The sequence below is a fragment of the Paraburkholderia sp. CNPSo 3076 genome (assembly GCF_026343935.1).
Taxonomy (GTDB): Bacteria; Pseudomonadota; Gammaproteobacteria; order Burkholderiales; family Burkholderiaceae; genus Paraburkholderia; species Paraburkholderia nodosa.
The window spans coordinates 34,275-56,590 of record NZ_JAPMAL010000044.1 but is presented as its reverse complement, the minus strand read 5'-3'; the positions used below and the strand labels follow the sequence as shown (position 1 = coordinate 56,590).

Sequence of the window (22,316 nt, the reverse complement as noted above, 5' to 3'; positions counted from 1 at the left end):
GCCGGCAGGCTGGGCGCTTTCGCTCGGCTCGGCGCGTCTCATCGCCCAGCAGATCTCGAACACCGCGCCTGAGCTGCCGGCCGATACCATCAAGGCGCTCCAGCCGGGCCGCGATTGAGCGGCGCTCGCGTGTGCGGCGTTGCCGCGCCGCCGTGCCCGTCCACCGCGCGCCTGGGGCGTGCCGTCTGAGCGCTTGCTCGGGTATCGTTGCGATGTCGCCTCTCTGGACCGCATCGTCATGACGCACGCTCCACACTCCTCTGGCACCGGGCAACCGGTGCTCACCTACCCGCACGATCGTGCGGTCCCGCTGCTTACCGTCGAACAGTTGCGCAAGGCCGAAGTCGCAGCGCAGTCGGCTCTGCCTGCTCACGCGCTCATGGCGCGCGCAGGTGCCGCCGCCGCGCACTTCCTGAACGAGCAGCTCGCGCATGCGCCCTCGTCGGCGAGCGACAAGCCCGTCTGGTTCGCCGCCGGGCCCGGCAACAACGGTGGTGACGCCCTCGTCGTCGCCACCGAGCTGCATCGCGCGGGCGTCGCCGTGGAAGTTTGCATGCCCGTCGAGGTCAAGCCCGACGACGCGTGCTGGGCGCTCGCCGAGGCGCGCGCGGCGGGCGTGCCCATCGCCGCGTCGGCGCCCGCATCGTTCGACGCTTACGGCTGGCTCGTCGACGGGATGTTCGGCATCGGCCTTGCGCGCGCGCTCGAAGGCGTGTTCGCCGAACTCGCCGAGATGCTCTCGGCACGCGCGCGCAGCCATGGCCATGTGCTCGCGCTCGACGTGCCGAGCGGCCTCGACAGCGACACCGGCAACGTGGTCGGCAGCGGCCCGGCGGTGCGCGCGACCCATACCGTGACCTTCATCGCCGCCAAACCCGGCCTGTACACGGGCGTCGGGCGCGACTACGCAGGCGCCGTCGCGGTCGCGCCGATCGGCATCGACACCGAAGGCACGCCGGGCGCCGTGCGCCTGAACGCGCCCGCGCTCTTCGCCGCCGCGCTGCCCGCACGCGACTTCGCCACCCACAAGGGCACGTTCGGCACGCTCGCCGTCGTGGGCGGCGACACAGGCATGTGCGGCGCGCCGATTCTCGCGGCGCGCGCGGCGCTCCTCACCGGCGCGGGCAAGGTTCACGTGGGCTTTCTCGGCAGCGACGCGCCGCCCTACGACGCCCCGCATCCCGAACTCATGCTGCACGCGGCGGCCAGGCTACCGCTTGGCGCGATGGACGCCGTCGCGGCGGGCTGCGGCATGGGCGGCAGCGCGTCGGCGCGCCAGCTCGTGGACGCCATCCTGCGCCTGCACGCCCCCGTGCTCCTCGATGCCGACGCGCTCAATCTCGTCGCGCGCGACGAGGCGCTCGCCGTGCACGTCGCGCAGTCGGCCGCCGCGCGCGGGGCGCCTTGCGTGCTCACGCCGCATCCGCTCGAAGCGGCGCGCCTGCTCGGCTGCGACACCGCCCAGGTACAGCGCGACCGCCTCGCCGCAGCGCGAACGCTTGCCACCCGCTATGCGGCGGTTGCGGTGCTCAAGGGCAGCGGCACCGTGGTTGCCGCGCCCGACGGCCGCGTCGCCGTCAACCCCACCGGCAACGCGGGCCTCGCCACGGGCGGCACCGGCGACGTCCTCGGCGGCATGATCGGCGCGCTGCTGGCCCAGCGCGTGCCGCCCTACGAGGCGGCGCTCGCGGGCGTCTACCTGCACGGCCTCGCCGCCGACACGCTGCGCGCGCACGGCGACGGCCCCGCGGGTCTCACGGCGGGCGAACTCGCGCCCGCGGTGCGCAAGCTGATGAACCGGCTCTTTTACGCGCCGTCTTATGCAACGTGAGGCCGCATCTCGCACGTCCGCTCGCGCGGCACGCGGCTTGCTTCGCAACCACGTTTGCCCCACCGCCCGCGCCGGGCACGGCCGCAGGCATCACAACGCTGCGCAGTGTCGCGCGAGGCCGCTATACTGATCCTCCGCACGCCGTCTTCCACCGGAGGCGGCCCGTGCTTCCCCGCGGCGCGCGAAGCGCGCGTTCGGCCTGACCGGCGAACCGCACCTGCCGCCCTCCATTCGTGATCCCTCGCTAGACGAACATGACGAATCCGCTCCCCGCCTGGTCCGCGCTACAGACGCATTACGAACAGATCCGCGACGAAAAGCTGCGCGACTGGTTCGCCCCCGCCAACGACCCGGCGCCGACGCGCGCCGAACGCTTCACGTTCGCAGGCGCCGGTCTCGGCGCCGACTTCTCGAAGAACCGCATCACCGACGCCACGCTCAAGCTGCTCGTGCAGCTCGCTCGCGAGGCCGGCGTGGAAGCGCGCCGCGATGCGATGTTCAAGGGCGAAGTCGTCAACCCGACTGAAGGCCGCGCGGCGCTGCACACCGCCTTGCGCGCCAGCGAAGCCGACGCCCCGTTCCACGCCCAGATCGCGGCCGAGCGCGCGAAGATGGCGAAGTTCGCCGACGCCGTGCGCAGCGGCGCGTGGACCGGCTACACGGGCAAGCGCATCCGCCATGTCGTGAATATCGGCATCGGCGGCTCGGATCTCGGGCCGAAAATGGTCGTGCACGCGCTCAAGCATCTCGAACTACCCGAGATCACCTCGCACTTCGTCTCGAACGTCGACGGCGCGGACCTGTGGCGCACGATCGAAAACATCGATCCGGAAGAGACGCTGGCGATCATCGTCTCGAAGACGTTCACGACGCTCGAAACCATGACCAACGCGCTGTCGATGCGCGACTGGTTCGTGAAACACGGCTGCCCGGAAGGCGAACTCGCGAAGCACTTCGTGGGCGTCTCGGCCAATCCGGCCGAAGTCGTAAAGTTCGGCATCGCCAGGGAAAACGTGTTCGAGATGTGGGACTGGGTCGGCGGCCGCTATTCGTTGTGGTCGGCCGTGGGCCTCTCGATCATGATCGCCATCGGGCCGCAGCAGTTCGACGAACTGCTCGCCGGCGCGCACGACATGGACAAGCACTTCCGCGAAGCGCCGCTGGAGAAGAACCTGCCCGTGCTGCTCGGCATGATCGGTGTCTGGTATCGCAACTTCTTCGGCTCGCAGAGCTATCTCGTTGCGCCCTACTCCGAAGCGTTGCACTTCCTGCCTTCGTATCTCCAGCAACTCGAAATGGAGAGCAACGGCAAGTCGGCGCGCCTCGACGGCAAGTTCGTCGATTACGCGACCTCGGCGATCACCTGGGGCGAGCCCGGCACGAACGGGCAGCACGCGTTCTTCCAGATGCTGCACCAGGGCACGACGATCGTGCCGATCGACTTCATCGCCGTGCTCACGCCCGAGCATCCGCTGGCCGACCATCATCCAAAGCTGCTCGCGAACTGCTTTGCGCAGAGCGAGGCGCTGATGCTTGGCCGCACCGAGGAAGAAGCGCGCAAGATCGCGGGCCCGGACAAGCCCGAACTCGTGCCGCACATCATGTTCCCCGGCAACCGGCCGACCACCACGCTGCTCGTCGACGCGCTCACCGCGCGCTCGCTCGGCGCGATCATCGCGCTCTATGAGCACAAGGTGCTCGTGCAGGCTTCCGTGTGGGATATCAACCCGTTCGACCAGTGGGGCGTGGAACTCGGCAAGATCCTAGGCAAGGTGGTCGAAGCCGACTTGAACGCGGCAAGCGCCGATGTGAAGCGGCACGATTCGTCCACAGCCGCACTGATCGCGCGCGCCCGCGCGGCGCTCAAACGCTAACTCGGGCAGAGGCGGCGTGCGCATGCGCTGCGCACGCCGTTCGATGGTCAGGCGCTAACGCCCGGCTTCGACATTGCTCGCGCTGCGCGAGGCTGCCGCGCCATGCGGCGCGTTGGGCACGCGGTGGCCCGCTTCGATCGTGATGATGGCGTCGCAGCGCTGCGCGAGATCGACGTCGTGGGTGACGAGCACGAGCGTCGCGCCGTTGGCGCGATTGAGTTCGAACATCAGGTCGATGACGGCGTGGCCCGTGGCGGCGTCGAGGCTGCCGGTGGGCTCGTCGGCGAACAGCACGGCGGGGCTCGTCACAAACGCGCGGGCGAGCGCCACGCGTTGCTGCTCGCCGCCCGAGAGCAGCTTCGGGTAGTGGCCCGTGCGCTCGGCAAGACCCACGCGCTCGAGCAGCGTGCGCGCGCGGGAGAAAGCATCACGCGTCGACATGCCGCCCTGCAGTTCGAGCGGCAGCGCGACGTTCTCCAAAGCGGTGAGATGCGGCATCAGCTGGAACGACTGGAACACAAAGCCCACCGAGCCGTTGCGCAGCGCCGCGCGCTGATCTTCGGCCATGCCGGTAAGCTCATGGCCTAGCAGGCGCACCGAACCCGCGCTCGCGCTGTCGAGGCCGGCCAGCAGGCCGAGCAGCGTCGACTTGCCGGAACCGGACGCGCCGACGATCGCCACGCTCCCGCCCGCCTGCACGGTGAGGTCGATGCCGTCGAGGATCGTCAGCTCGCCGGTGGCGTCGGTGACCCGCTTGCTCAAACCCCGTACTTCGATGACTGGATCGCTATTCATTCGCACATGATGACGCACAGGTTAGCCGTGAACCAGAAACGCGCCGCGCGGCGCGCCGCCCTTTCCCGCGCTTCGTCCCGCTTCAGCGCGTTTGCCGCTATCGCGACCCTGACCGCCGCTGCCTGGCTCGGCGCCTTATGTGGCATGACCGGCACCGCGCTCGCGGCCTCGCCCGTCTCCACGGTCAACGCGGCGACGAACCCCGCTGCCACGGCAAAACCGAACGTCGTCGTGCTCGGCGACAGCCTTTCCGCCGAATACGGCCTGCCGCGCGATACGGGCTGGGTGGCCCTGCTGCGCCAGCGGCTCGCCAGTGAGCGGATCGATTATAACGTTGCGAATGCGAGCATCAGCGGGGACACGACCAGCGGCGGCCTCACGCGCCTGCCGCTCGTCATGCAGCGCATCAAGCCCGCGATCGTGATCGTCGAACTGGGCGCAAACGACGCACTGCGCGGCGTGCCGCTCACGACGACGGACAGCAATCTGCGCGCCATCGTCGCGCAGATCCGCGAAAGCGGCGCGAAACCCGTGCTCATCGGCATGTACGTGCCGCCCAACTACGGGGTCGACTATACGCGTGACTTCCACGCAATCTACGAGCGGCTTGCGAAAGAACTGAACGTGCCGCTCGTGCCCTTTCTGCTCGCCGGCCTCGCCGACAAGCCCGAACTCTTCCAGGCCGATCAGATCCATCCCACCCAGCAGGCACAGCCTTTGCTGCTCGACAACGTGTGGCCAACGCTCAAGCCGCTGCTCGTCAGCGGCGTGCGGCGCTGACGAGCAGCTGGGCAAACGTCTGGGCACCCTCACCGGGCGCCCTTTCCCAGCGCGCAGCCCTTGGCGCGTTCAAGCCGCTCGAGCCTCTCAGGCAGCTTGGCGGCGGGCAACCGCGTCTCGCCATTGGCCACCTTTTGCGTCAGACATGCGGGTCCGAGAGGCTTCGCTGCCTGAATCCGACCGACCCTGACTGGAGGAAGAAGCGTGAAATATTTACCTCTCATTGTCGTTACGGCAGCACTGGCTGCCTGCGCCAATCAGCCAATGCCGAGCGGAGCGCAGTCCGTCGGCACGAGCCAACAACCACCTGCGACGGTTGCGCAATGCATCGCGCAAAAATGGGCCGACAAGTCGCAGCAGCAAGTCGTCTCGCAGTCCGTGCTCGCCAACGGCCAGGCTGTCGACGTCTACGTCCCTGGCCAGCAGCCGCCTAACGGCGCAGCGGCGACGGTGCGCCCCGCATGGAGCGCCAGCGCGAAGACGTGGGTCGGCTTCCGCTCCGGGGGCGGCGCCGGTGGAGACGCCACCAGCGACATCAGCGCCTGCCTCTGATTTCGCGCTTGCCAAAACGCAAAAGCCCCGCGACGTTTCGCGGGGCTTTTTTTGTGCCGGCTCTCGACGCCGGCGGGCTGATGCGGGTTGGGCTTACTGGGCGCCGTCGCCCGACTGGCTGGCCGAACTGAGCGAACCGTAGAGCTTCACCTTCGCGCGCTCGCGCAACGCGTCGAGGTACGCCTGCACCTGCGACTGGCCGTCCACCTGGGCCAACTGCTGCTGCGCGGCGCCCAGACGCGGGCCTTCTGCGGCCGGACCGTTGGTCACGCTGTTCACGCGGTAGATCGCATAGCCGTCGTTGCCGAGGTCCACGCCCACGTAAGCGGGCAGCTTCTGCGAATCGGCCTTGAAGACGGCGGACAGCGCGCTGGGCGGCAACCCTTGAGCGTCGTTGCGCGACACCTTGAGCGCCGACGAGAAACCATCGGTCGACTTCGACTTCTGCAGTTCCGCGAGCCTGGCCTCGCCGTCCTTGTGCGCCATGTCGGCAGCCTGCTGCGCGACCACCTTCTGGCGCACCGCATCCTTGACCGCGGCGAACGCGGGCACGGCGGCCGGCTGGTAGTTCGTCACGTGAGCCGAGATCAGCGTGTTGTTGCCGACGTCGATCGCCTGGGTGTTGTTGTGCTGGTTCACCGAGTCGCTCGCGAATACGGCGTCGAGGAACTTCTGGTTGTTCAGCGGGCTATCCGGCGGCAGCGCTGCATTCGGCTTCGGCGTAACCGTGGCCGTCTGGATCGTCAGCTTGTACTTGTCCGCGGCCGGCTGCAGGCTCTTCGCCTGCTCGTAGACCACCGACGTGAAGCCATCGCTCGCGTCGGCGAGCAATTTCGCGGCTTGCTGCGCCTTCACGTCGTTCGTGATCTGCGCCTTCACGTCGTCGAACCGCTTCGTGACCGCCGGCTTCAGGTCCGTGACCTTGACGACGTGATAGCCGAAGTCCGACTGGATCACGTCGCTGATCTCGTCCTTCTTGAGCTTGAAGACCGCGGCGTCGAACGCCTGGCCGCCCGCGATCATGCCGGGGCCGAAGTAGCCGAGGTCGCCGCCCTTCGAGGCTGAACCCGGATCCTGCGATTCCTTCTGCGCGATCTGCGCGAACTGATCCGGATGCGCCTTCACTTCGGCGAGGATCGATTCGGCCTTCTGCTTCGCTGCGTTGCGCACGTCGGCGCTCGCGTCCTTCGGCACCGTGATCAGGATGTGGCTCGCGCGCACTTCTTCCTGCGTGCGATAGTGCGCGATGTTGTCGTCGTAGTACTTCTTGAGATCGGCGTCGCTCGGCTGCACGCCGGCGGCAACCGTCGCCGCCGAGAGCACGAGATACTGGATCTGCGCCGTGGCCGGCGTGGCGAAAGCGTTTTTGTTCGCGTCGTAGTACGCCTGCAGTTGCGCGTCGGTCGGCTGGACCTTGGGCGCATAGTCGCTCGCGTGGAACGCAAGGCCCTGCACGTCGCGCTGCTGCTCAGAGAGGCCCGTGAGCTGCTGCGCGAGCGCCTTCGGCGTGAACGCGCTGCTGATGATCGACGCCGGCAGTTGCTGCATGGCGAGGCTATAGCGCACGCGTTCGTCGTACTGCTCCGGCGTCATGCCCTGCATGGCGAGCAGTTGCTTGTACTGGTCGAGATTGATCGAGCCGTCAGGATTCTTGAGCGACGAGATCACCGGGTCGGCGAGCAGCGCGCGGCGCACGGCGTCGTCCGAGGCGGTGAGGTGCAGGCGCTGCGTTTCGTCCACCAGCACGCGCTGCTGGATCAGACCGTCGAGGATGTCCTTACGGTGCTGGGGCGTGTCGAACATGTTCGCGTCGAATTGCGCGCCGAGGACCTGGCGGGCCTGGTCGAGCTGCTGGCGCGCGGCGTTGTCGTATTCGACACGCGTGATCTTGTGCCCGTTGACGCTCGCGACATTCGCGCTTTCATCGAAGAAGCCGCGGAAACCTTGAATACCGACGAAGCCCAGCCCTGGCAGGACGACCAGGAGCAGCATGAACATCATCAGGCGTTTGTGATTGCGGAAAAAGTCGAGCATGCGTGACCAGACGTTGAGGGCGCCAGAAAATGGAACGCCCGATATTACAACAGCGGCCAACAAAAAAGGCGAACCGGAGTTCGCCTTCTTGTCGAGATATCCTTGGCGGAGCGGACGGGACTCGAACCCGCGACCCCCGGCGTGACAGGCCGGTATTCTAACCAACTGAACTACCGCTCCGTGCGGGTGCGCTACGTACCGGAACAGAAGCTGTGGTGGGTGCTGAGAGGCTCGAACTCCCGACCTACGCCTTGTAAGGGCGCCGCTCTACCAACTGAGCTAAGCACCCAGCTTCATGCTTTCCTGAACTGCGACTTCTGCTGCGCTACCCATCAGGTAGCGAGCCCGCTAGTTTAGCGCATCCTTCAGCGCTTTACCAGGCCTAAATTTGGGCACCTTCGCCGCCTTGATCTTGATCACGTCGCCAGTACGCGGATTGCGGCCCGTGCGCGCGGTGCGCTTGCCGACGGCGAACGTGCCGAAGCCGACGAGCGTAACCGAGCCGCCCTTCTTGAGCGTGCCTTTGACGCCGCCGATCACGGCGTCGAGCGCGCGTCCCGCAGCCGCCTTCGAAATGTCGGCTTGCTGCGCGATATGGTCAATCAGTTCCGTTTTATTCATTCCAGCCCCCGAGAATGTGTTTGGGCAATCGTAAGAAAGAAGTTCAACTTATTGGATAGACATCCCCGCCATAGCGCGGGGACCGCTCATTTAACGGGGCCGAAAGGGCCGTGTCAAGCGGGATTGAGCCTGATTCGGCGCGGGATTCGAGGGATTATTCGAAGGAGTATCGAACATGTGGGAAAACGCAGAAAAGACCGCTGGTTGTCATAACAGCGTCAAGGATTGTGACGCAAATAAAAAAGCCCGCGGCGCATGCCGCGGGCTTTTTGGGTCCAACGCGCCGCGCATGAGCGCGGCTTGTTGAAGGCGTACTGAAGGCTTAGTGCTTGACGACTTCCGTCGCGCCGGCATCCGTCGATTCGGCCACGGGCGCCTTGGCGTCCTCAGCCTTCACCTCTTCTTCCGGCAGCGGCTGCGGCACACGTTCGAGCGCGAGTTCGAGCACCTTGTCGATCCAGCGGACCGGCACGATTTCGATCGAGTTCTTCACGTTGTCCGGAATCTCAGTGAGATCCTTGACGTTCTCTTCCGGGATCAGCACGAGCTTGATGCCGCCACGATGCGCCGCGAGCAGCTTCTCCTTCAGGCCGCCGATCGGCAGCACTTCGCCGCGCAGCGTGATCTCGCCCGTCATCGCCACGTCGGCACGCACCGGAATACCCGTGAGCACCGACACGAGCGCCGTCGTCATCGCACCGCCTGCGGACGGACCGTCCTTCGGCGTCGCGCCTTCCGGCACGTGGATGTGGATGTCCTGCTTTTCGAACGCTTCGTCCTTGATGCCAAGACGACGCGAACGCGAACGCACCACCGAGCGTGCCGCTTCGACCGATTCCTTCATGACGTCGCCGAGCGAACCCGTGCGGATCACGTTGCCCTTGCCGGGCATGACCGCCGCTTCGATCGTCAGCAGATCGCCGCCGACTTCCGTCCAGGCAAGACCCGTGACCTGACCGATCTGGTTTTCCTTCGCGGCCAGACCGAAGTCGTACTTGCGCACGCCGAGGAAGGTGTCGAGGTTGGCGCTGTCCACCGTGACGGCTTTGTCGGCCTTCTTCAGCAGCAGCATCTTCACGACCTTGCGGCAGATCTTCGACACTTCGCGCTCAAGCGAACGCACGCCCGCTTCACGCGTGTAGTAACGAATGATGTCGCGGATCGCGCCTTCGGTCACCTCGATCTCGCCCGGCTTCAGCCCGTTGTTCTTCTTCTGCTTCGGCAGTAGATAACGCTGGGCGATGCTGACCTTCTCGTCTTCCGTGTAACCCGACAGACGGATGACTTCCATCCGGTCGAGCAGCGGCGGCGGAATGTTGAGCGAGTTCGACGTGGCGACGAACATCACATCGGAGAGGTCGAAATCGACTTCGATGTAGTGATCGGCGAACGTGTGGTTCTGTTCCGGATCGAGCACTTCCAGCAGCGCCGACGACGGATCGCCGCGGAAATCCATGCCCATCTTGTCGACTTCGTCGAGCAGGAAGAGCGGATTGCGCACACCGACCTTGGCCAGGCTCTGCAGGATCTTGCCCGGCATCGAACCGATGTACGTACGACGGTGGCCGCGGATTTCGGCTTCGTCACGCACGCCGCCCAGCGCCATACGCACGAACTTGCGGTTCGTTGCGCGCGCAATCGACTGCCCGAGCGAGGTCTTGCCGACGCCCGGAGGTCCGACGAGGCACAGGATCGGCGCCTTGACCTTGTCCACGCGCTGTTGCACCGCGAGATACTCGAGAATGCGTTCCTTCACCTTCTCGAGACCGAAGTGGTCTTCGTCGAGCACGGCTTCGGCATTCGAGAGGTCGTTGTTGACCTTGCTCTTCTTGCGCCACGGCAGGCCGATCAGCGTGTCGATGTAGTTGCGCACCACGGTGGCTTCCGCCGACATCGGCGACATCAGCTTGAGCTTCTTGAGCTCGGCATCGGCCTTCTTCTTGGCTTCCTTGGGCATGCGCGCGGCCGTGATGCGCTTCTCGAGCTCTTCGAGATCCGCACCCTCTTCGCCTTCGCCCAGTTCCTTCTGGATGGCCTTGACCTGCTCGTTCAGGTAGTACTCGCGCTGGCTCTTTTCCATCTGGCGCTTCACGCGGCCGCGAATACGCTTCTCCACCTGGAGAATGTCGATTTCGGCTTCGAGTTGCGCGAGCAGATGCTCCAGACGCTCCACGACCGGGAACATCTCGAGAATGTGCTGCTTCTGGTCCAGCTTGAGCGGCAGATGCGCGGCGATGGTATCAGCAAGACGACCGGCCTCATCGATGCCCGACAGCGAGGTCAGGATCTCCGGAGGGATCTTCTTGTTGAGCTTCACGTACTGGTCGAACTGCGAGACGATCGCGCGGCGCAGCGCTTCGGTTTCTGCGCTGTCGGCGTGGTCCGGTTCGAGCGGCATCACTTCGCACGAGAACTGCGTTTCCTGCTCTTCGATGGAAAGCGTCTTCGCGCGCTGCAGGCCTTCCACGAGCACCTTCACGGTGCCGTCGGGCAGCTTGAGCATTTGCAGGATGTTGGCGACACACCCTACTTCATACATGTCTTTTTCGGTCGGCTCATCCTTCGCGGCGGTTTTCTGCGCGACGAGCATGATGTGCTTGCCGCCTTCCATAGCCGCTTCGAGGGCCTTGATCGATTTCGGTCGGCCCACGAAAAGGGGAATCACCATATGCGGGAAGACTACGACGTCTCGCAGCGGCAGCAGCGGGAGCGTGGTGCGTTCCGGCGGGAGGAGTTGGGTTCCTGACATTTCATTTCCCCATGAGTGGAATCAATTGTTCGGTAATTGAGGCCTGAGATACCGATTGCAAGCCTCGCGCGTGTGGGAAAAGTTCAGTGACTCCAAAATAGTGCGCCATCGACCACAAGATTAAACGAAAAAGCCGTTCATCCCATTGTATGAACGGCCCTTTTCCGGAACTCTTTAGCCGATCACCACCATCAGTTCGACCCTGCAACCTTCGGAGCGTCTTCGTAGATCAGCAGCGGCTTGCCGTCGCCGTCGATCACGTTGTCGTCGATGATGACCTTGCTCACGCCCTTCATGGCCGGCAGCTCGTACATCACGTCGAGCAATGCCTGTTCCAGGATCGAGCGCAGGCCACGAGCCCCCGTCTTGCGGCGGATCGCCTTGCGGGCGACGGCCTGCAAAGCGGCCGGGCGGATTTCCAGCTCCACGCGCTCCATGTTGAAGAGCTTGTGATACTGCTTGACGAGCGCATTCTTTGGCTCGACCAGAATCTTCATGAGCGCGGTTTCGTCGAGCTTGCCGAGCGTGGCGACCACCGGCAGACGGCCGATCAGTTCGGGAATCAGGCCGAACTTGATCAGGTCTTCCGGTTCCGTTTCGCGCAGCACTTCGCCAGTGTCGCGCTCCTGCTTGCTCTTCACGCTCGCGCCGAAGCCAATGCCGGTCTTTTCCGTACGGTCGGTGATGACCTTTTCCAGTCCGTCGAACGCGCCGCCGCAGATGAACAGGATATTGGTCGTGTCGACCTGGATGAAATCCTGGTTCGGATGCTTGCGGCCGCCCTGCGGCGGCACCGAAGCCATCGTGCCCTCGACGAGCTTGAGCAGCGCCTGCTGCACGCCCTCGCCGGAGACGTCGCGCGTGATCGACGGGTTGTCCGACTTGCGGCTGATCTTGTCGATTTCGTCGATATAGACGATGCCGCGCTGGGCCTTGTCGACCTCGTAATTGCAGTTCTGCAGCAGCTTCTGAATGATGTTCTCGACGTCTTCGCCCACGTAACCGGCTTCGGTCAGCGTGGTGGCGTCGGCGATCACGAACGGTACGTTCAGAAGACGCGCGAGCGTCTGCGCGAGCAGCGTCTTGCCCGAGCCCGTGGGCCCGATCAGCAGGATGTTGCTCTTGGAGAGTTCGACGTCGTCCTTCTTGTCGAGGTGCTTCAGACGCTTGTAGTGGTTGTACACCGCCACTGCGAGAATCTTCTTCGCGCGTTCCTGCCCGATCACGTACTGGTCGAGGATGTCGCGGATCTCCTGCGGGCTCGGCAGGTCCGAGCGCGACAGCGCCGCGTCGACGCCCGCACCGGCGGCTTCGTCGCGAATGATCTCGTTGCACAAGTCGATGCATTCATCGCAGATGAATACCGACGGACCAGCGATGAGCTTTTTCACCTCATGCTGGCTCTTGCCGCAGAACGAGCAATACAACAGCTTCTCGCTGTTAGAACCTTTCTTGTCCGCCATGGATAAATGAGCCTCCGGACACTCTGTTACATGATACGCCGTTTCCCCCGGCGAGGCCGGAGGGTGCGTGAACCGCTTGCTGTGACGGCGTTGGGGGCCGCAGGCCGCGAAGCGCGTTTGCCGATTATTTCACAAGGTCTGCGCGGCGTCGGCTATCCCCTTTTGTACGGGGGCCGAGCTGTTCCTTTACGTTGCCTTTGTCACGGCTCGCGCGCCGTCCTTCGCAGGGTCGGACGCGCAAAACCGCTCGCGCAGCTTAAGGACGCTTGTGCAGGACCTGGTCGACGAGACCATATGCCTGGGCGTCGTCACCCGACATGAAATTGTCGCGATCCGTGTCGCGCGCAATGCGCTCGACCGGCTGACCCGTATGGTGCGCGAGCAACTGGTTCAGGCGCTCCTTCAGGTACAGGATTTCGCGAGCCTGGATTTCGATGTCCGAGGCCTGGCCGCGCGCGCCGCCGAGCGGCTGGTGAATCATCACGCGCGAGTTCGGCAGCGCGAAACGCTTGCCCTTGGCGCCCGACGCCAGCAGGAACGCGCCCATGCTGGCCGCGAGGCCCATGCAAAGGGTCGAAACGTCCGGCTTGATGAACTGCATCGTGTCGTAAATCGCCATGCCGGCCGACACCGAGCCGCCCGGGCTGTTGATGTACAGGCTGATGTCCTTGTCCGGGTTTTCGCTTTCGAGGAACAGCAGCTGGGCGACCACGAGGTTCGCCGTCTGGTCGTTCACTTCGCCGACCAGGAACACCACGCGCTCCTTGAGCAGGCGCGAGTAGATGTCGTAGGAACGTTCGCCGCGGCCGCTCGTTTCGACGACGATCGGCACGAGGCCGAGCGCCTGCGGGTCGAAGTCCCGCGACGAGTGGGAGGTCAACGTATCCAGCGATTGAGCGCGAATGGTCATGCGGTGCATCCTTGTCTGGAAAAGTTCTTCTATATACCGGTATGGCGACGGACCCCGGTTAAATCAACCACACGGTCAGCATGGCTAAAACCTGCGAATACAAAAACGGCGTGCTGGCCGTCGGTCGCTCCGACAGCCGGCACGCCGTAGCGGGCAGTTTTAAGCCTGCGCCGTCGCGCTTGCCAGTTCTTCGAAGCTAACTTGCTTGTCCGTCACCTTGGCCTTGCCGAGCACGAAGTCGACGACGTTCGATTCGACGACATAGGCTTCCATTTCGGCCAGACGCTGCTGGTTGGAATAATACCAGCGCACGACCTCCTTCGGGTCCTCATAGCTTTTCGCGAACTCGTCGACTTCAGCACGGATCTGCTCCGGCTTCGCCTCGAGGCTGTTGGCCTTCACGAGTTCGGCGAGCACGAGGCCGAGCTTCACGCGACGCTCGGCTTGTTCCTTGAACATTTCGGCCGGGATCGGCGCGTCCTTGGCGTTGGGCACGCCACGCTGCGCGAGGTCGGCGCGCGCCATTTCGACGAGGCGCTCCTGATCCTGCTCGACGAGCGCGTTCGGCACCTCGAGTTCGGAAATCTTGAGGAGCGCGTCCATCACCTGGTTCTTGACGATGGACTGGGTGCGGCGCTTCGCTTCGCGTTCAAGATTGTCCTTGATTTCGGCGCGCATCTTCACGAGGTCGCCGTCGGCGATGCCGAGCGACTTGGCGAATTCAGCGTCGATTTCCGGCAGGTGCGGCCACTCGATCTGCTGCATCGTGATCGTGAACTTCGCCGTCTTGCCGGCGACGTCCTTGCCGTGATAGTCCTCGGGGAACGCAAGGTCGAATTCGCGCGACTCGCCCTTCTTCAGGCCGATCGCCGCCTTTTCGAATTCCGGCAGCATGCGGCCTTCGCCCAGCACGAACGCGAAGCCTTCCGCGGTGCCGCCCTGGAACGCGACGTCGTCGATCTTGCCGACGAAGTCGACCGTCACGCGGTCGCCTTCCTTTGCCGCGGTGTCGGCGCCGCCGTCACCGTGCTCGCCGGCTTCGCCGCGAGCGTGGAAGTGCACGCGCTGCTTGCGCAGGATGTCGAGCGTGCGGTCGATTTCCGCTTCGGTGATGGTCGTGGTCGTGCGCTCGATTTCGGCCGTCGCGACATCGCCGAGCTTCACTTCCGGGTAGACCTCGAAGGTCGCGTCGAACGCGTAGTCGCCTTCAGCGGCTTCCGACTTCGGCGCGAAGCTCGGCTGGCCGGCAACGCGCAGGTTCTCCGCGCGGCTGATGTCGAAGAACTCCTTGCCGACCTTGTCGCTCAGGACTTCGGCTTCGACCTGGCCCGAATATTGCTGCGTGACCATCTTGAGCGGCACCTTGCCCGGGCGGAAACCCGGCATGCGCACGTTCTTCGCGAGTTTACGGATGCGCGAATCGATTTCTTTCTGCACGGCGTCCTTCGGCAGGGAAATCGTCACGCGGCGTTCCAGCTTGCCGAGGTTTTCAACAACGTTAGCCATGGCTTCAATCGTCCTAAAATTGTTCGAGCGAATCAGTAATCTGTGGTCTTTGCGTGCCGCGGGCCGCTTGGGGCCGCTTGGTTCCGATGCGGTCCAGCAACCCGCTTTGGAGCTGAACGCCGGCGCCTCACGCGCCGCTCAACAGCGCCGAAACGGGCGGCTTGCGGTGCGGTTCCGTCAAAAGAGCCAAGTATTTTAGCAAACTATTTCCAGGTCCCAGTGGAATTGCCGTTTGAGTGTGCTATGAGCCTGTTTTCGACCCGGTTTTGGTCTGCTGTTGAATCGCCACAAGCCCGAAACGCGCTCCGATGCGCGCTATCGCAGCGCCGCTATCCAGCACACGCGGCGAGGCTGTTAAGCTAACGCTCGCGCCGGACGCCCCGCCGGCCGCAGCCGCTCCCAACACAATTCTTCCAGCAGAGACACCATGCCGAATTCGTCGCCTGACGCTCCCGTTATCGTCATTGCTCCTGATTCTTTCAAAGGCTCGCTCAGCGCGGACGGGGTCGCTGCCGCGATCGCCGAGGGCATCCGCCGCGTGCGCGCCGACGCCGACATCCGCATCCGCCCCATGGCCGACGGCGGCGAAGGCACGCTCGACGCGATGCTGTCGATGGGCGGCGAGCGCCGCGTACTCACCGTGGAAGGCGCAGCGGGCCCGAAGCGCGACTCCGCAGTGGGCCTGCTGCACGACGGCAGCGCGATCGTCGAAACTGCCGAGATTGTCGGCATCACGGACCCGGTGGGCATGGGCGTGCCGGTGGACGCGCGCAGCACCCGCGGCGTGGGCGAAGCGATCCGCGCGCTGCTCGACGAAGGCGTGCGGCGCTTTTACGTGGCGCTCGGCGGCAGCAGCACCAACGACGCCGGCGCCGGCCTGCTCGCGGGCCTCGGCCTGCAACTCTTCGACGCCGCGGACAAGCCCCTCGAGCCCACGCCGCAAGCGCTCGCGCAAGTGGCGCGGGTGGACGTTTCCGGGCTCGACGCGCGGCTTCGCGAGGCATCGTTCGTCGGCATGTCCGACGTGGACAATCCGCTTACGGGCGAGCATGGCGCAACCGCCGTGTTCGGCCCGCAAAAAGGCGTGACGCCGGAGCAGGTCGCGCCGATCGACGCGGCGCTCGGCCGGTTCGCCGATCTGCTCGAAGCGGCGCTGGGCCCTCGCGTGCGCGACGAAGCCGGTTCCGGCGCGGCCGGCGGCCTGGGTTTCGCGCTGCGCATGCTCGGCGCGAGCTTCGAGCCCGGCGCCGAAGTCGTTGCGCGCACCATCGGTCTGGACGAAGCGCTCGATCGCGCGGACTGGCTCATCACCGGCGAAGGCCGCTCCGACGTACAAACGCTGCACGGCAAGGCGCCGTTCATCGCCTGCCGCCACGCCGCGGCCCTCGGGGTGCCGGCCACGCTGCTCTCGGGCGCCGTGGACGCAGCCGCCCTGCCGCGGCTCGCGGAGCACTTCAGCGGCTGCTTCTCGCCCGCGCCGGGCCCCATCACGCTCGAAACCGCGATTCGCGACGCCGCACGCCTGCTCGCCAACGAAGCGGAGCAACTCGGCCGCCTCAAATACGCTGCGCGTACATCCAACTAAGATCCGGGCAGACCGGCCGGGGCCCGCCGCCCCGGCCTCGTTGCCCTTCCCCGGGTGGCCAGATCGCGGCCAGCTTCATGACCTCGGCACGCCACGCATTCCGCAGTAAGCGATTAATAGATTCGTGCGCCGCATCGGATGCGCTCGACAAGGGTTAGGATGCGTTGACCCGCGCGCGAGATGGGGCAACAATTATGGAATCGCGACACGTGTCGCGCCCTTCCCAAGCGACCAGACCAGGACTCCCATGAAGGCAAGCAAAGCCGGACTCGAACAATTCCTCACCTATCGGCTGCATGTCCTGAACAAACTCTCCGAACGTGGCGCGAGCGAACGCTACCAGGCGAAGCTCGGCATCACACTTCCGGAGGCTCGGCTCATTGCAGCTGTGGGGGCGTTCGGCCCGTTTTCCGTGATGGAGCTTGCGCGTCACGCGAATCTCGACAAGAGCCAGGCAAGCCGTGCAGCCGAGGCGTTGATGCGCCGCGGCCTCATGCAGCGCAACACGAGCGAGGAGGACGGACGCCTCGTGCTCGTTTCGCTCACAACCGACGGACGCGCGCTGTATCGCAAGGTCATGCCCATCGCGCGCAAGTGGAATGTCGACCTCTTCGCGAGCCTCGACGACAAGGAACGCGACGCACTCGCGCGCGCGCTCGACAAGGTGATCGAAGCCGTGCAGACTGAACTGTAAGGCAGTACGAACGAGCAGAGGCAATAAGCCAAACAGATGGCGGCCAGCGTCAAGCCGCCATCGCGAGTGCTTCGCGCAAGCCGTGCACAAACAAAAAGGCCACGTACCGGAAGGTACATGGCCTTTTTACTTTGGTGCGTGAGGCCGGACTCGAACCGGCACACCCTTGCGGGCGTCAGGACCTAAACCTGGTGCGTCTACCAATTTCGCCACTCACGCGAATTCTTTGCGCTTGTCTTGTTGCGCCCGGCAGGACCGCTGCGAACAACGCGTGCGATACAACCCTGTGCGACATGCCGACTGATCGAGTCCTCGTGAGACGCCGGACGCGGTGTTATCCACCTCGCCCGCAATCCAGCCTGCTTTCTGACTGCGCCCGCCGGCAGCGATGCTTCATTATGGGCCGGCTGCGCGCTTCCAGCTAAGCGTCAGAAAGCGCAAGCGCGAGATTCTAACCGATTGACTGGCGCTTGTCTGCATCCCGAAAGCAGTGCGCGACGGGGCATGCCAGCGCATCGACCCGTGCATCGATCCGCGCGCCGGCCCGCCCTGCCGGGCCGGCCGAAAGCCGCGCCGATGCTAGAATCGCGGCTCTACCGTCGCGGCGCGCTCTGGCCGCCGCGCGAGCCGCTTCGCCCCACATCTCCGAATGCCGTGAACTTCGACGACTACTGCCAGCAAAAGGCGGCTCCCCCTGGTTCGAGCACTTACTATGCGCTGCGTCAGGCCCGCGCTGCGCGCCAGCCGCTCCTGACCGCCCTCTTCGCGCTGCGCCGCGAACTCGAGGAAACCGCGAAAGAAACGAGCGATCCCACCGTCGGCCGCACGAAGCTCGCCTGGTGGCAAAAGGAACTGGCCGCGCTCGCCGCAGGCAAACCGGCGCATCCGGTCACCCAGGCGCTCGCCGAGCATCTCGGCGATGCGAGCGCCGTCTATCCCGATCTGCAAGCGCTGCTCGCCGGCTTCGAGATGGACTTCGAGCAGGCGCGTTATCTCGATCTGCCGAATCTGCGCCGCTATATGCAGGGTGTGGGCGGCACGTTCGCCTCGCTCATCGCGCAACTGAGTGCGCGCACCGACGAAGATCGCCAGGACGCCGCACGCTGGGCCGCCCCTCTCGGCAACGCACTGATGCTCGCGCAGTTCGTGCCGGAAATCGGCAACGACGCGCGCCATGGCCGCATCTACGTGCCCATCGACGAATTGCAGCGCTACAACGTCACCGCCGCCGATCTCATCAACCGGCGCTACAGCGCGGAGTTCACCGAGCTGATGCAGTTCCAGACCTCGCGCGCGCGCGCATCAGTCCAGGCCGCGCTCGACGCGATTCCCGCTTCGGCGCGGCGCGACCAGCGCACCTTGCGTGCGCTCGCGGCGCTCGAACTGGCGCTGCTCGACGAAGTCGAGCGCGAAGGCTACCAGGTGCTGCATCAGCAGATCGTGCTCACGCCGGTGCGCAAGCTGTGGATCGCCTGGCGCGCCGCGCGGCGTAGTTGAAGCTCGCGGCCGCGCTACGCGCGCAGCAACGGCAGCGGCTCGAAGCGCTGCTGCAGCACGGCCTGCGCGTCGTGGCCCCACCAGGGGCCTAGCACGGTCGCATAGATCTGCCTGAAATCGACGCCCACCGGCAGATTGCCGTTGCCGTCGAGCCGCGTGAGTTGCGGCGCCTGACCATAGAGCCCGCCCGCCACCCGCCCGCCCGCGACGAAATGCGCCGAAGCCGTACCGTGATCGGTGCCGCGGCTTTGATTCTCACGCACGCGCCGCCCGAATTCCGCATACGTCACGATGAGCGTGCGGTCCCAACGTCCGAGTTCCACGAGCGCCGAGCGCATCGCCGCCATGCCCGAGGCGAACTGGCGCAGCAAGTCGGCGTGGCGCTGCGGCTGGTTCTGGTGCGTGTCGAAGCCGTTCAGCGTCAGACGAATCACCGCGACACCGCGGCCCGCCACCGGCGCGCCTTGCGGCGTGTCGCTCGAGGCGAGCGCCTGCATTGCCGTTTTGATCGAGGTGCCGAATGCGCCGGCCGGAAATGCAGTCTTCAGCGCGTAGTTGCCCGGGCGCGGCCGCAGCGCATCGGCGGCGTGCACGATGTCGTTCTCAACATCGAGGATATGCGCGAGCGCGGGATTGTGTTCCTTGAGCGAGATCGGCGTGACGAGGCGCGAAGCGCGCGCGAACTGCGCCGGATTCACGAGCGCGATGGCGCGCGCGCCGTTCGAGAGCGGGCCCATCTCGGCGCTGCCGAGCACGAGCGCATCGGCGGCGAAGCCGGACGGCACCGGCTCGCGTGCGAACGCGCGCGTGAGCCAGCCCTCGCGCAGATATTCGTTGGAGCGCGAAGCCGTGTCCCAGATCTCGATCGATCGAAAGTGCGACAGATTGGGCTGCGCGTAGCTCACCCCCTGCACGATCGCGAGCTCGTGCGCGCGCCACATCGGCATGAGCGGCGCGAGCGCCGGATGGAGCGCCGTGCGCTCGTCCAGTTGTATCGCCTGTGCGCGCGGCACGCCGATCGTTTGCCGGTAGCGGTAATAGAGCGGATCGGCAAAAGGCACGACGGTGTTGAGTCCGTCGTTGCCGCCCTTCAGCTCGACGAGAATCAGCAGGTTCTCGTAGCCGCTCGCCGTGCCCGGGTGCATGGGCGCCGCGCCTTGCGCGCGCGCAGCGCGAGGCAGCCATAGCCCGGAACCAGCCGTCGCGGCGACCGCCGTCGCACCGGCTGCAAGAAAGTCGCGTCGCTTCATGGCTTGCCTCGCTCGTCAGTGCGGCGGCGCACACTGCCGCCGGGGATTCGGCTATTCATATCCATGCTTCACTTCAACTGATACACCGGATCCATCAGCAGTGCCTGGAGATATGAACTCGAGCTACTGCCAACTGCGATCGCATCGACAGGCGCAAGCGGCAGGACTGCGTGCTGCATCTGCAACTGCGCGGAAAGGCCGGGCGTGGCTTCGGCGGTGAGACCGAAGCGCGAGAGCCAGCCGTCCAGATCGAAGCGCATGCCGCCTTGCAAGGCGTCATGCCGCATCGCGTTTTGCGGCATGCTTGCCGTGATCTTCGTCGCTGCGGCCGAAGCATGCGGTCGCCCTGCTTCCGTCGCACGAAACAGCTGCTCGACGAACTGCTTGCGCGCGAGCAGCGTCGAGCTATTGATCCACGATGCCCCGCCCGGCCACCCCTTCACGTTCGGCGGATAGAACAGGTTCTCGCCCAACGCGGCCGAGCGGCGCGCGAACGGCAGCGTATCGCCATAGGCCACATCGAAGCGCCGCATCGTGCCGACGATGAACTCCACCGGCGAACTCACGAGCACGCCCCGATTGCTTTCATCCCAGAACGCGGGAGTGGTTAAGAGCGCGCGAAGCGCAGCGCCGACTTCATAGCCACTTGAGTGAAACCGATCGGCGACGTTTGTGAGCTGCTCCTCGTCAGGCGTCGCGGAGATGAACTCGCGCCAAAGCCTCGCCGACACATACCGGGCAGTTTGCGGCTGCGCGAGCAGGATGTCGAGCACCTGGTCGCCGTCGAATGCACCGCTGCGTCCCAGCACGGTCTTTTCGCCGTCGTCGTGCAAGTCGGCGCGCCAGACGAACGCCTCGGTGTCGGGATCGAGGCTCCAACCCGTATAGGCGCGCGCCGCTTCGGCAACGTCACGCTGCGAGTACTGCCCTTCGCCCAGCGTGAACAGTTCCATCACTTCACGCGCGAAATTCTCGTTGGGCCGGCCCTTGCGATTGCTCGCGCCGTCGAGGTAAAGCAGCATAGCGGGGTCCTTGGCGACCGCGTGCAGCATGCCCGCGAAACTGCCCAGCGCATCGCGCCGCAACAGCGCGTTTTGCGCGGCCATCAACTGCGGCTCGCCGACTTTGTCCTGACCCGAGGTGAAGTGGTTGTGCCAGAAGAGCGTCATGCGCTCAGTCAGCGCCGAAGGCGTGACGAGCATCTCGCGCAGCCACCATGCGCGCAATTCGTCGTAGCGCGCACCACGCTGGCGCTGCGCTTGCTGGCGTTCTTCGGGGGTCCACGCGCTGCGCTGTGCCCGGCTCGGCGGCACTTCGGCGCTCCATGCGGGCAGCGGCGTGAGCGCCTCGCGGCGCGCGCTGCCGACGAGCCGCGCGACAGCCTGCTCTCGCGTGAGGCCCACATAGGGTTCGACTTCGCTCTCGCGCGGCGCGAAGCCCGTGCGCACCAGAAGATGGCGGGCATCGTCGGCGTCGAGCAGCGCATCCGCGCCGTCGTCGGGCGCCGCTACGTGGGCGGCGGATTGCGCGTTTGGCCTCGACCGTCTGGAGTCGCTCATGATGAATGGGCGCACGACGAATCCGTCGGCGCAGTCATTGAATGTACCGGCTTAACGGCTGTGGCGAAACGGATGTTGACGGTGCAATTGCTACGGTATTTTTCAGCGCGTTTCGGCAGCGCGAGTGCACCAATGCACGCTTCGATACCGATAAAATCATGAAAGCCGCGAGAAAGGCGTGCGCGAGGTGCCAGGAGAAAATCGCGTAAACGTTATCGCAGCAGAGCGGCATTTACGCGCGCCGCAGTATCAGCGCTTGTACAGTTCGCGCACGGCGTCTTCGATGTGCTGGCGCAAGAGGCGCCGTTCGTCGGGCGTCATATGGCCGTCGCGGCGACGCTGATCGAGATCGGGGGGAACTGCGGGACGCTGGTTGATGTCCGATGCGGGGCGCGGGATCGTGTCGCTGCGTACGCGCCGCATCGACGGTTTGCTGCCCGGCGAGCGAGCGGAGGACAGCGAGTTCTCGTAGCGGTCTGCGGAGGGCTGGGCCCGGGCCGGCACCGACTCCAGTGCGGCCGCCACGCCACCGGCTAGCGCCAGTGCAAGCATGGTATGGCGCATTGTCGGCCTGACCCCTCCCATCGTTTTGTTCCCTTCTTGACGCGGCAAACGG

The 22,316-nt window shown here is 65.3% G+C and carries 17 protein-coding genes and 3 tRNA genes; 7 read left to right on the top strand and 13 right to left on the bottom strand.

Going from position 1 to position 22,316, the window contains the following annotated elements:
* Window positions 1-238: 238 nt before the first annotated feature.
* Window positions 239-1,831, top strand: coding sequence for an NAD(P)H-hydrate dehydratase (locus M3A49_RS36300; protein WP_266233172.1), 1,593 nt, complete (start codon window positions 239-241; stop codon window positions 1,829-1,831).
* 254 nt (window positions 1,832-2,085) lie between these two features.
* Window positions 2,086-3,705, top strand: a complete 1,620-nt coding sequence (gene pgi, locus M3A49_RS36295) for a glucose-6-phosphate isomerase (protein ID WP_266233171.1) — start codon at window positions 2,086-2,088, stop codon at window positions 3,703-3,705.
* Window positions 3,706-3,759: 54 nt separating this feature from the next.
* Here pgi and M3A49_RS36290 read toward each other — a convergent pair whose 3' ends face one another.
* On the bottom strand, window positions 3,760-4,500 hold the full coding sequence (locus M3A49_RS36290; RefSeq protein WP_416339083.1) for an ABC transporter ATP-binding protein: 741 nt from the start codon (window positions 4,498-4,500) through the stop codon (window positions 3,760-3,762).
* 144 nt (window positions 4,501-4,644) lie between these two features.
* Between M3A49_RS36290 and M3A49_RS36285 the strand changes: the two genes are divergently transcribed.
* Together M3A49_RS36285 and M3A49_RS36280 are read left to right on the top strand one after the other, a co-directional pair.
* On the top strand, window positions 4,645-5,280 hold the full coding sequence (locus tag M3A49_RS36285; RefSeq protein ID WP_266233176.1) for an arylesterase: 636 nt from the start codon (window positions 4,645-4,647) through the stop codon (window positions 5,278-5,280).
* A 204-nt stretch (window positions 5,281-5,484) separates the two neighbouring features.
* A complete protein-coding gene (locus tag M3A49_RS36280; RefSeq protein ID WP_028206982.1) occupies window positions 5,485-5,832 on the top strand; it encodes a hypothetical protein in 348 nt (115 codons plus the stop codon).
* A gap of 93 nt (window positions 5,833-5,925) precedes the next feature.
* On the opposite strand, the gene M3A49_RS36275 is transcribed toward M3A49_RS36280, so the two are convergent.
* The 8 genes from M3A49_RS36275 to tig form a co-directional block, all read right to left on the bottom strand.
* Window positions 5,926-7,866 (bottom strand): SurA N-terminal domain-containing protein, encoded by a 1,941-nt coding sequence (locus M3A49_RS36275; RefSeq protein WP_266233169.1) that lies wholly within the window; start codon window positions 7,864-7,866, stop codon window positions 5,926-5,928.
* Between the two features lie 103 nt (window positions 7,867-7,969).
* Window positions 7,970-8,046, bottom strand: a tRNA-Asp gene (locus tag M3A49_RS36270).
* 33 nt (window positions 8,047-8,079) lie between these two features.
* Window positions 8,080-8,155: transfer RNA gene (locus M3A49_RS36265), tRNA-Val, on the bottom strand.
* Between the two features lie 59 nt (window positions 8,156-8,214).
* Entirely contained in the window at window positions 8,215-8,487 is a 273-nt protein-coding gene (locus M3A49_RS36260) for an HU family DNA-binding protein (RefSeq protein WP_254355869.1), read from the bottom strand.
* Between the two features lie 322 nt (window positions 8,488-8,809).
* A complete protein-coding gene (gene lon, locus M3A49_RS36255) occupies window positions 8,810-11,236 on the bottom strand; it encodes an endopeptidase La (RefSeq protein ID WP_254355868.1) in 2,427 nt (808 codons plus the stop codon).
* A gap of 191 nt (window positions 11,237-11,427) precedes the next feature.
* A complete protein-coding gene (clpX, locus tag M3A49_RS36250) occupies window positions 11,428-12,699 on the bottom strand; it encodes an ATP-dependent Clp protease ATP-binding subunit ClpX (RefSeq protein ID WP_266233168.1) in 1,272 nt (423 codons plus the stop codon).
* A gap of 256 nt (window positions 12,700-12,955) precedes the next feature.
* The gene (clpP, locus tag M3A49_RS36245; RefSeq protein WP_028206978.1) at window positions 12,956-13,609 is read right to left on the bottom strand and encodes an ATP-dependent Clp endopeptidase proteolytic subunit ClpP; all 654 of its coding nucleotides are present in this window, start codon (window positions 13,607-13,609) and stop codon (window positions 12,956-12,958) included.
* Between the two features lie 159 nt (window positions 13,610-13,768).
* The gene (tig, locus tag M3A49_RS36240; RefSeq protein WP_028206977.1) at window positions 13,769-15,115 is read right to left on the bottom strand and encodes a trigger factor; all 1,347 of its coding nucleotides are present in this window, start codon (window positions 15,113-15,115) and stop codon (window positions 13,769-13,771) included.
* A gap of 427 nt (window positions 15,116-15,542) precedes the next feature.
* Between tig and M3A49_RS36235 the strand changes: the two genes are divergently transcribed.
* The gene (locus M3A49_RS36235) at window positions 15,543-16,700 is read left to right on the top strand and encodes a glycerate kinase (RefSeq protein ID WP_266233167.1); all 1,158 of its coding nucleotides are present in this window, start codon (window positions 15,543-15,545) and stop codon (window positions 16,698-16,700) included.
* Window positions 16,701-16,947: 247 nt separating this feature from the next.
* Window positions 16,948-17,394 (top strand): MarR family winged helix-turn-helix transcriptional regulator, encoded by a 447-nt coding sequence (locus M3A49_RS36230; RefSeq protein WP_266233166.1) that lies wholly within the window; start codon window positions 16,948-16,950, stop codon window positions 17,392-17,394.
* A 132-nt stretch (window positions 17,395-17,526) separates the two neighbouring features.
* Here M3A49_RS36230 and M3A49_RS36225 read toward each other — a convergent pair.
* Window positions 17,527-17,613, bottom strand: a tRNA-Leu gene (locus M3A49_RS36225).
* Between the two features lie 435 nt (window positions 17,614-18,048).
* Here M3A49_RS36225 and M3A49_RS36220 point away from each other — a divergent pair.
* On the top strand, window positions 18,049-18,891 hold the full coding sequence (locus M3A49_RS36220; protein ID WP_266233175.1) for a squalene/phytoene synthase family protein: 843 nt from the start codon (window positions 18,049-18,051) through the stop codon (window positions 18,889-18,891).
* Between the two features lie 14 nt (window positions 18,892-18,905).
* Here the strand turns inward: M3A49_RS36220 and M3A49_RS36215 are convergent, their stop codons facing one another.
* The 3 genes from M3A49_RS36215 to M3A49_RS36205 all read right to left on the bottom strand — a co-directional run bounded on the left by M3A49_RS36215 (window position 18,906) and on the right by M3A49_RS36205 (window position 22,264).
* Window positions 18,906-20,141 carry a DUF1501 domain-containing protein gene (locus M3A49_RS36215; protein WP_266233165.1) on the bottom strand — a complete coding sequence of 412 codons (1,236 nt, stop codon included), beginning with the start codon at window positions 20,139-20,141 and terminating at the stop codon, window positions 18,906-18,908.
* 68 nt (window positions 20,142-20,209) lie between these two features.
* On the bottom strand, window positions 20,210-21,700 hold the full coding sequence (locus tag M3A49_RS36210; protein ID WP_266233174.1) for a DUF1800 domain-containing protein: 1,491 nt from the start codon (window positions 21,698-21,700) through the stop codon (window positions 20,210-20,212).
* Window positions 21,701-21,949: 249 nt separating this feature from the next.
* Entirely contained in the window at window positions 21,950-22,264 is a 315-nt protein-coding gene (locus M3A49_RS36205) for a hypothetical protein (protein ID WP_254355862.1), read from the bottom strand.
* Between the last annotated feature and the right edge of the window lie 52 nt (window positions 22,265-22,316).

What these genes read in the sequence shown, in the direction of transcription:
- M3A49_RS36300 (WP_266233172.1), top strand. Translation starts at nt 239, where the DNA reads ATGACGCACGCTCCACACTCCTCTGGCACCGGGCAACCGGTGCTCACC.
- pgi (WP_266233171.1), top strand. Translation starts at nt 2,086, where the DNA reads ATGACGAATCCGCTCCCCGCCTGGTCCGCGCTACAGACGCATTACGAA.
- M3A49_RS36290 (WP_416339083.1), bottom strand. Translation starts at nt 4,500, where the DNA reads ATGAATAGCGATCCAGTCATCGAAGTACGGGGTTTGAGCAAGCGGGTC.
- M3A49_RS36285 (WP_266233176.1), top strand. Translation starts at nt 4,645, where the DNA reads ATGACCGGCACCGCGCTCGCGGCCTCGCCCGTCTCCACGGTCAACGCG.
- M3A49_RS36275 (WP_266233169.1), bottom strand. Translation starts at nt 7,866, where the DNA reads ATGCTCGACTTTTTCCGCAATCACAAACGCCTGATGATGTTCATGCTG.
- M3A49_RS36260 (WP_254355869.1), bottom strand. Translation starts at nt 8,487, where the DNA reads ATGAATAAAACGGAACTGATTGACCATATCGCGCAGCAAGCCGACATT.
- lon (WP_254355868.1), bottom strand. Translation starts at nt 11,236, where the DNA reads ATGTCAGGAACCCAACTCCTCCCGCCGGAACGCACCACGCTCCCGCTG.
- clpX (WP_266233168.1), bottom strand. Translation starts at nt 12,699, where the DNA reads ATGGCGGACAAGAAAGGTTCTAACAGCGAGAAGCTGTTGTATTGCTCG.
- clpP (WP_028206978.1), bottom strand. Translation starts at nt 13,609, where the DNA reads ATGACCATTCGCGCTCAATCGCTGGATACGTTGACCTCCCACTCGTCG.
- tig (WP_028206977.1), bottom strand. Translation starts at nt 15,115, where the DNA reads ATGGCTAACGTTGTTGAAAACCTCGGCAAGCTGGAACGCCGCGTGACG.
- M3A49_RS36235 (WP_266233167.1), top strand. Translation starts at nt 15,543, where the DNA reads ATGCCGAATTCGTCGCCTGACGCTCCCGTTATCGTCATTGCTCCTGAT.
- M3A49_RS36230 (WP_266233166.1), top strand. Translation starts at nt 16,948, where the DNA reads ATGAAGGCAAGCAAAGCCGGACTCGAACAATTCCTCACCTATCGGCTG.
- M3A49_RS36215 (WP_266233165.1), bottom strand. Translation starts at nt 20,141, where the DNA reads ATGAAGCGACGCGACTTTCTTGCAGCCGGTGCGACGGCGGTCGCCGCG.
- M3A49_RS36210 (WP_266233174.1), bottom strand. Translation starts at nt 21,700, where the DNA reads ATGAGCGACTCCAGACGGTCGAGGCCAAACGCGCAATCCGCCGCCCAC.
- M3A49_RS36205 (WP_254355862.1), bottom strand. Translation starts at nt 22,264, where the DNA reads ATGCGCCATACCATGCTTGCACTGGCGCTAGCCGGTGGCGTGGCGGCC.